The organism is Streptomyces sp. NPDC058145 (assembly GCF_042884245.1).
Classification (GTDB): Bacteria; Actinomycetota; Actinomycetes; order Streptomycetales; family Streptomycetaceae; genus Streptomyces.
In genome coordinates this window covers 1-9,838 of the sequence record NZ_JBHVUH010000047.1, presented here as the reverse complement: position 1 = coordinate 9,838, position 9,838 = coordinate 1, and the positions used below count along the sequence as shown (strand labels likewise).

General features: G+C 70.0%; 2 protein-coding genes. Both read right to left on the bottom strand.

What is annotated here, in order from left to right:
• A partial coding sequence (locus ACFVVO_RS39140) for a type I polyketide synthase (protein WP_390061645.1) occupies positions 1-1,550 on the bottom strand: 1,550 nt, incomplete at its 3' end.
• Positions 1,547-9,790 carry an SDR family NAD(P)-dependent oxidoreductase gene (locus ACFVVO_RS39135; protein WP_390061644.1) on the bottom strand — a complete coding sequence of 2,748 codons (8,244 nt, stop codon included), beginning with the start codon at positions 9,788-9,790 and terminating at the stop codon, positions 1,547-1,549. The genes ACFVVO_RS39135 and ACFVVO_RS39140, both read right to left, overlap by 4 nt.
• Positions 9,791-9,838: the final 48 nt, after the last annotated feature.

The following is a 9,838-nucleotide window of genomic DNA, read 5'->3' as shown; positions in this document are numbered from 1 at the left end:
ACATCAGCGTCACTGAAGTCGGACGCAGCCTCACGGCCGACCCAGTCGGCGAGCGCCGCGGCCTGCTCGGTCAGCGCCTCCCGGGACTTGGCCGAAAGTACCCAGACACCACCGGTCGGACCCGACACATCAGCGGCAGGCAACTCGACGTCGGCGTCATCCTCAGGGGCTTGTTCGATGATGACGTGGGCGTTGGTGCCCGAGAGGCCGAACGACGACACACCCGCCCGCCGAGGACGGTCCACCACCGGCCACGCCCGCTCCGCCGTGAGCAGTTCCACCCAGCCCGCCGACCAGTCCACGTGCGACGAGGGTGCGTCCACGTGCAGCGTCCGCGGCAACACCCCCCGCCGCAGCGCCTCCACCATCTTGATCACACCGCCCACACCGGCAGCCGCCTGAGTGTGACCGACATTCGACTTCAGCGACCCCAGCCACAAAGGCTCGGACCCCACAGGCCGCTGCCCATACGTCGCCAGCAACGCCTGCGCCTCGATCGGATCACCCAGCACCGTGCCGGTGCCATGGGCCTCAACCACATCCACATCCGCCGCGGACAACCCAGCCGACGCCAGCGCCGCCCGGATCACCCGCTGCTGGGAAGGGCCGTTGGGAGCGGTCAGACCGTTGGAGGCGCCGTCCTGGTTCACCGCCGAACCCGCCACCACGGCGAGCACGGGATGCCGGTTACGACGCGCGTCCGAAAGCCGCTCCAGCAACAGCACACCGACACCCTCACCCCAGCCGGTGCCATCCGCTGCCTCCGCGAACGCCTTGCACCGGCCATCCACCGCAAGCCCCCGCTGCCGCGAGAACTCCACGAACGTCTCCGGCGTCGCCATCACCGTCACACCACCGGCCAACGCCAGATCACACTCACCCGCCCGCAACGCCTGCGCCGCAAGATGCAACGCCACCAACGACGACGAACACGCCGTATCCACCGACACCGCCGGGCCTTCCAGCCCCAGTGCATACGACACCCGGCCAGAAATGACGGAGCCCATGACACTGGTGCTGAAACCCTCGGCGCTGTCACCGGCCGCGTCGCCGAGCCGGCCGTAGTCCTGGGACATCACACCGGCGAAGACACCGGTCCGCGAGCCCCGCAGACCCTGCGGATCCACACCAGCGCGCTCGATCGCCTCCCAGCACACCTCCAGCAACAACCGCTGCTGCGGATCCATCGCCACCGCCTCACGCGGCGAAATACCGAAGAACCCCGCGTCAAAGCCCGCCACATCGGCCAGGAACCCACCCCGCCGCACATACGACTTCCCCGGAGCCTGCGGGTCCGGATCGAAGAGCTCCTCCACATCCCAGCCACGATCCGGCGGGAACTCACCGATGCCCTCTTCGCCGGACCGCACCAGCTCCCACAGAGCCTCCGGGGACGCCACACCGCCGGGATAGCGGCAGCCCATCCCCACCACAACGACCGGATCGGAGTTCCTGGCGAGCAGCCGCTCGTTCTCGGCCCGTACCGTCTCGATCTCGAGCAGAGAGTTGCGCAGTGCTTCGACCAGCTTCTCTTCCCGGGTCGTCATCAGATGTCACTCTTCCTGCTCTGAGAAAGGCCAAGTCCCATGTCGATCAGTGCGTCCACGTCCATCTCCTCGATGGACTCGCGCCGGTCCCCAGGCTCGGGTTCGCCCCCGGACCAGTCGCTCTCGGCTTCCGCGAGCTTCAGCAGGCGCTCGATGATCACCGAGTCGCCGGGGCGGCTGAGCGACACTGCTTGCAGAAGCCGCCGGACATCCGTCATGTGTGTCGGCGCTGTACTCGATTCGCCATCGCCCGGCATGAGTTGGTCGAGCAGGAAGCCCGCCAGCGCCTGCGGTGTCGGACAGTCGAACACAAGGGACGCGGGGAGAATCAGCCCGGTCGCGGTCTGAAGGCGGTTGCGGACATTGACCCCGCCGAGAGAGTCCAGGCCCAAGTCGCGGAACGCGGCCGTGGCTGCCACGGCTTCCGCGCTGCCGTGTCCCAGCACCGCCGCCACCGATGAGGACACCAGCTCGGTCAACAGCCGGCGCCGACCGGCCAAGTCGGTCTCGCGGAGCCGCTTCTCAAGCTGGGAGACACTTTCACCAGCCGCCGCTGTCCGCCGCACCGCGGGCACCATATCGGCGAGCATCGGCGCCAACTCACCTGCGCCGGCGAGACGGCGCAGGGCGGAACGGTCCCACCGCACACCGACCAGGTGAGCCACGCCGGCGGATATCGCCGCGTCGAACAACCCCACGGCCTGAACCGAACTCAACGGAAGCACACCACCGGTACGGAAGCGAGCCAGGGCTTCGTCGGCCAGCCCGGCACCCATGCCTCCAGCTTCGGCCCAGAGTCCCCAGGAGGTCGACTGTCCGGGCAGGCCGGATTGGCGTCGGTGTACGGCCAGTGCGTCGAGGAAGGCGTTCGCCGCGGCGTAGTTGGCCTGGCCCGGGCTGCCCAGCACCCCGGACAGCGACGAGACCACCGAGAACAGCGCCAGGTCCAGATCGCGGGTGGCCTCGTGCAGGTACCAGGCCGCGTCCGCCTTCGCCGCCAGGACCCGGTCGACGCGCTCCGGGGTCAGCGAACCGATCACACCGTCGTCCAGCACACCGGCCGCATGAACCACACCACGCAACTCGAAGCCGTCCGGCACCGAACCCACGAGATCCACTACCGCGGCACGGTCCGACACATCGCAGGCGACGACACGCACCGTGGCACCGGCGGCTTCGAGGTCCGCGACCAACTCCGGGACGCCGTCGGCCACGGCGCCCCGGCGAGAGGCCAGCACAACGCAGCCGGCCTGATGGGCCTCGACGAGGTGCCGGGCCAGGACACTGCCCACGCCGCCGGTCCCACCGGTGACGATCACGGCGCCGTCCGCACCGATCCCGGTGTCGACAGGGTCCGCCATGCCGGCACGGACGAGACGAGCGACGTGCGCCGCGCCGCCACGGACCACCAACTGCGGCTCGCCCAAGGCGGCCAGCTCCGCCGGAACACCCTCGGCCTCGGTGTCGATCAGGACGATCCGGCCCGGGTTCTCCGACTGCGCCGACCGCACCAACCCCCACACCGCCGAAGCCGCCACATCCGTAACATCATCGCCCGGGAGGCAGACCGCACCCCTGGTCAGCACCACAAGCGTCGAACTCTCACACCGAGGTGAGGCGAGGAAGGACTGCACCACCTCCAGCGCCCGATGCACGCCGTCGTGCATCGACGCCACCGCATCGGCACCGGGCTCCGAAACCCACTCCCACACCACAACAGGCGGCACGACCACGGCATCCGGATCCCAAGCGGCGTACGACACCGCATCCGCCGCCGGGACCGACACCTCCCGCCACGCCACCTCGAACAACCCATCCGGAGCCGAACTCACGACAGCGGCCGCTGCCAGAGCTTCCTGCGACATCGGCCGCGTCACGAGCGAGTCGACACTCAGCACCAAGGCACCGCTCTCGTCGACCACCTGCACCGAGGCCGCATCAGCACCCACCGGAGCAATCCGCACCCGCACCGACGAGGCACCCATCGCGTGCAGCGACGCGCCCTCCCACAGGAACGGAACCCGCGGCCCGCCTTCTTCGTCGGCCGAGGCCAGCAGCGGGGCGTGCACCACGGCATCCAGCAGCGCGGGATGGATGCCGAATCCCGCGACGTCCGTCCCGGCCGGGGCGCACACCTCGGCGAGCACTTCCTCGCCACGACGCCAAGCGGCGCGCACGCCCTGGAACACCGGCCCGTACGCATAGCCCTGTTTCGCTAGGCGCTGATAGGCAGCCTCGACATCGACGGCCTGTGCCCCGACCGGTGGCCACACCGGCTCCGACCAGGCATCGACGTCCCTGGTCCCAGCGGCAGCGAGCGTGCCCTGTGCGTGCAGTATCCACTGGCCGTCACCGGCGTCCGGACGCGAGTGGATCTCGACGGTACGAAGGGCGTCCCCCTCGGGCTCGCCTACGACGACGTGCACCTGGGCCCCGCCGCGCTCGGGGAGCAGAAGTGGAGCCGTCACCGCGAGCTCCCCCACCACAGGACACCCGACCTCGTCACCGGCCCGCACCGCCAGCTCCACCAACGCCGACGCCGGCACCATCACGTGGCCCAGGACATCGTGGTCAGCCAGCCACGGCTGGGCCGACCTCGACAGTTGCCCCGTCAACACCACCCCTGTCGAACCAGGCAGGGCCACCACCGCACCCAACATCGGATGCGCGATCGAGTTCAGTCCGGCGGACCGCACATCCGTCGCCTGCTTGGTCGGCGAGAGCCAGTACCGCTCACGCTGGAACGCGTACGTCGGCACGTCCACCAGCCGACCGCCCGCGCACCAGGGCCGCCACGACACCGGAACCCCGGACACGAACAACTGGCCAAGCCCGGAGATCAATGCCGTGGACTCCGGACCCCGGCGAGACAGCAACGGGACCACGGCCGGTACCTCGACACCCTCAGCCGCGTCCTCCAGCGTGCTCACCACGGCCGAGACCAGCGCGCCCGGCCCCAGTTCAGCAAATCGACAGACATTTTGACCGGCCAAGTACGTCACCGCGTCCGCGAAGCGCACCGCCTCCCGCGCATGCCGCACCCAGTACTCCGCCGACCCGAACCCGGCAGCAACATCAGCCGGCTCCCCGGTCACATTGGACACCAGCCCCACCCCAGCCGTCGGAGCCGACACCACCACCTCCGCCGCGACCCGCTCAAATTCCTCCAACACCGGCTCAAGCAACGGCGAATGAAACGCATGCGACACCGCCAACGAGCGAGTCCGACAACCAGCCCCCTCCAACTCAGCAGCGGCAGCATCGACCGCCGCCCGAGCACCGGAGATCACCACATTGCCCGGCGCATTGACCGCCGCGACCACCACCGGACCCAACTCCGGCGCCACCCGCGCCAAAACCCCCTCCACCAACTCCACCGAACCCGACACCGCGGTCATCACCCCGGCCCCGGCCTGCTGCATCACCCGACCACGCGCCACCACCAACCGCGCCGCATCCCCCAACGACAACATCCCCGCCACATGCGCGGCAGCGATCTCCCCCACCGAATGACCCACCACGAAGTCCGGGACCACGCCCCAAGATGTGACAACCCGGAAGAGCGCCACCTCAAGAGCGAACAACGCCGGCTGCGTGAACTCCGTCCGCTCCAACAACCCCGCATCCGAACCCCACACCACATCCAGCAACCGGTGATCCCACCACCGATCCACCACCCCAGCAACAACCTCCAACTCCCGAGCAAACCCCGGAACCGCCCCCGCCAACTCCCGACCCATCCCCAACCACTGCGCACCCTGACCCGGAAACACAAACGCCAACCCACCAGCCCGAACCGACCCGGCAACCACACCAGAGCCCTCCCGCCGCGCAGCAAGGTCGACAAGACCAGTCAAAAGCTCCTGGCGGTCCGCACCGAACACCACCGCCCGATGCTCGAACACCGAACGCCGAGACAAGGACAACGCCACATCACGATGGTCGGCTTCGGAACCACTGGCATCCAGCAGCCAGTCGGCCAGCACTGCGGCCTGGTCGGCCAGCGCATCCGATGACTTGGCCGACAACGTCCACACGCCGCCAACCGCAGCCGGCTCCGGTCGAACCGCCTCCACCTCAACACCGATGTCAGGGGCCTGTTCGATGATGACGTGGGCGTTGGTGCCCGAGAGGCCGAAGGAGGACACGCCCGCCCGTCGGGGGCGGTTCGGCTGCGGCCACGCGCGTTCCGCCGCGAGCAGTTCCACCCGGCCCGCGGTCCAGTCCACGTGCGACGAAGGTGCGTCCACGTGCAGCGTGCGGGGCAGCATGCCGTGCCGCAGCGCCTCGATCATCTTGATCACACCGCCCACACCGGCAGCCGCCTGCGTATGCCCCACGTTCGACTTCAGCGACCCCAGCCACAAAGGCTCGGAGCCCACAGGCCGCTGCCCATACGTCGCCAGCAGTGCCTGCGCCTCGATCGGATCACCCAGCACGGTCCCCGTACCGTGAGCCTCGACCACATCCACATCCGACGCGGACAACCCGGCCGACGCCAACGCCGCCCGGATCACCCGCTGCTGGGAAGGACCGTTGGGAGCGGTCAGACCGTTGGAGGCGCCGTCCTGGTTCACCGCCGAACCCGCCACCACCGCCAACACCGGATGCCCGCGACGACGCGCGTCCGACAACCGCTCCAGCAGCAACACCCCGACGCCTTCACCCCAGCCGGTCCCGTCCGCACCCTCCGCGAACGCCTTGCACCGGCCATCCACCGCAAGGCCCCGCTGCCGCGAGAACTCCACGAACGTCTCCGGCGTCGCCATCACCGTCACACCACCGGCCAACGCCAGATCACACTCACCCGCCCGCAACGCCTGCGCCGCAAGATGCAACGCCACCAACGACGACGAACACGCCGTATCCACCGACACAGCAGGACCCTCAAGCCCCAGCACATACGACACCCGACCCGACACCACAGAGCCCATCAGGCCGGTGCTGAAGCCCTCGGTGGCGTCACCGGCCGCGTCTCCGAGCTGGGCGTAGTCCTGGGACATCACACCGGCGAAGACACCGGTCCGCGAGCCCCGCAGACTCCCCGGATCCACACCAGCGCGCTCGATCGCCTCCCAGCACACCTCCAGCAACAACCGCTGCTGCGGATCCATCGCCACCGCCTCACGCGGCGAAATACCGAAGAACCCCGCGTCAAAGCCCGCCACATCGGCCAGGAACCCACCCCGCCGAACGTACGACTTCCCCGAAACCTGCGGGTCCGGATCGAAGAGCCCCTCCACATCCCAGCCACGGTCCGAGGGGAACTCACCGACACCCTCCCCACCCGAACGGACCAGGTCCCACAAACCCTCCGGAGACACCACCCCACCCGGATAGCGGCACCCCATCCCCACCACCACAACCGGATCCGAGTCCACCCCCGACGCCGCCGGGGAGGGGATCGCGGGAGCGACCGCCGCCGCTTCCGTGTCGCCTGGCAGCAACCGCTCGAGGAGGAAGTCCGCCAGTACCTGCGCGGTCGGATAGTCGAACACCAACGACGCGGGAAGGCTCAGCCCGGTCGCGGTCTGGAGGCGGTTGCGGACGTTGACACCGCCGAGGGAGTCCAGGCCCAGGTCCCGGAACGCGGCCGTGGCTGCGACGGCTTCCGCGCTGCCGTACCCCAGCACCGCCGCCACCGACGAGGACACCAGCTCGGTCAGCAACCTGCGCCGGCCGGCCGGATCGAGACCCCGCAGCCGGGACACCAACTGCGACACCGACTCCCCCGCCGCAGCCGTGCGCCGTATCGCGGGGACCAACTCGCCCAGCGCCGCAGGCAACTCACCAGCCACGGCCAGACGGCGCAGGACGGGAAGATCCCACCGCGTACCCACCACATGGCTCGCGCCGCCGGACATCGCCGCGTCGAACAACTCCACGGCCTGCGCGGAACTCAACGGCAGCACACCACCCGCTCGCAGCCGAGCCACAGCCTCGTCGGCCAGGCCGCCGCCCATACCGCCGGCCCCGGCCCACAGGCCCCAGGAGACCGACTGTCCCGCGAGTCCCAGACCGCGCCGGTGCACGGCCAGCCCGTCCAGGAAGGTGTTCGCCGCCGCGTAGTTGGCCTGGCCCGGGCTGCCCAGCACCCCGGACAGCGACGAGACCACCGAGAACAGCGCCAGCTCCAGATCGCGGGTGGCCTCGTGCAGGTACCAGGCCGCGTCCGCCTTCGCCGCCAGGACCCGGTCCAGCCGCTCGGGGGTCAGCGAACCGATCACACCGTCGTCCAGCACACCGGCCGCATGAACCACACCACGCAACTCGAAGCCGTCCGGCACCGAACCCACGAGATCCACTACCACGGCACGGTCCGACACATCGCAGGCCACGACACGCACCGTGGCACCGGCGGCTTCGAGATCAGCCACCAACTCGCCGACGCCCTCGGCAGCTTCGCCCCGACGAGACGCCAGTACGACACAACCCGCCCCGTGCGCCTCGACCAGGCGCCTTGCCAGCACACCGCCGACGCCACCTGTACCGCCGGTCACGATCACCGCGCCATCCATGCCGATCCCGGTCTCGACGGACTCCGCCGCACCGGCACGCACCAGACGCGCCGCGCGCACGACCCCGCCCCGCACCACCAGCTGCGGTTCGCTCAACTCCACCAACGCCGAGTCGACTTCACCATCGGTGTCCACCAGCACGATCCGGCCCGGGTTCTCCGACTGCGCCGACCGCACCAACCCCCACACCGCCGACGCCGCCACATCCGTGACCGCCTCACCCGGAAGGCCAACGGCCCCCCTGGTCACCACGACGAGCGTCGAACCCTCGTACTGGGGGGAGGCCAACCAGGACTGCAGTACTTCGAGCGCCTGATGCGCGCCGTCGTGCATCGAGGCCACCACATCGGCGCCGGCCTGGGAAGCCCACTCCCACACCACCACCGGCGGCACGGATTCTGCGTCCGGATCCCAACCGGCGTACGCCACCGCCTCCGCACCACTCTTCGGCACCGGGACCGGCGACCACACCATCTCGAACAGCCCGTCCGGGGCCGTGCTCGCCACCGCGGCCGCGGTCAGCGCTTCGGGTGACACCGGCCGCGTCACCAGCGTGCCGACCTCCAGCACCACGGCGCCGCTCTCGTCCGCTACCTGCACCGTCACGGCATCGGAACCGGCAGGCGCGATCCGGACCCGCACCGAAGAAGCACCGACCGCCCGCAACGACACGTTCTCGAAGAGGAAGGGAACCCGTACGACGTCCGCGTCCGAGCCTCCGTCCCGAGCGGTGAGGAGGGGGGCGTGGATCACCGCGTCCAGAAGCGCCGGGTGTATCCCGAACCCGCTCACATCCGTCCGGGAGGAAACACTCACCTCGGCGAAGAGCTCGCCGCCGCGTCGCCAGGCCGCGCGCACGCCACGAAACGCCGGCCCGTACCCGTAGCCCTGCTCCGCGAGTTCCCCGTAGGCGGTCTCCACGTCGACCGTCTCCGCCCCGACCGGCGGCCACACCGACTCCGGCCACTCCTGCTCGGCGGACCGGGCCGGAGCCAGCACGCCCTGCGTGTGCTGCACCCACCCCTGACCGTCGTCCGCCACGGCATCGGCGCGCGAGTGGATCTCCAGGTCCCGGAGCCCCGCCTCATCCGGCTCGCCTACGACGACGTGGACCTGGACGCCACCGCGCTCCGGGAGCAGCAACGGGGCCGTCATCGCCAGCTCCCGCACGACCGGGCACCCGACCTCGTCACCGGCCCGCACCGCCAGCTCCACCAACGCCGACGCCGGCACCATCACATGCCCGAACACCTCGTGATCAGCGAGCCACGGCTGCCCGGCCCTCGACAACTGTCCGGTCAGCACCACCTGGGACGCACCCGGCGAGGCCACCACCGCACCCAGCAACGGGTGTTCAGCCGTAACCAGCCCCGCGGACCGCACGTCCGTCGCCTGCGTGGTCGGCGTGAGCCAGTACCGTTCACGCTGGAACGCGTACGTCGGCACGTCCACCAGCCGACCGCCCGCGCACCAGGGCCGCCACGACACCGGAACCCCGGACACGAACAACTGACCAAGCCCTGAAACCAACGCAGCCGGCTCCGATACCCGTCGGCTCAGCAACGAGACGACCATCGGCACCTCCAGCGCCCCCGCGTCCTCCAGCGTGCTCACCACGGCCGAGACCAGCGCGCCCGGCCCCAGCTCCACGAACCGACTCACCCGCTGCTCGGCCAAGTACGTCACCGCGTCCGCGAAGCGCACCGCCTCCCGCGCATGCCGCACCCAGTACTCCGCCGACCCGAACCCGGCAGCAACATCAGCCGCCTCCCC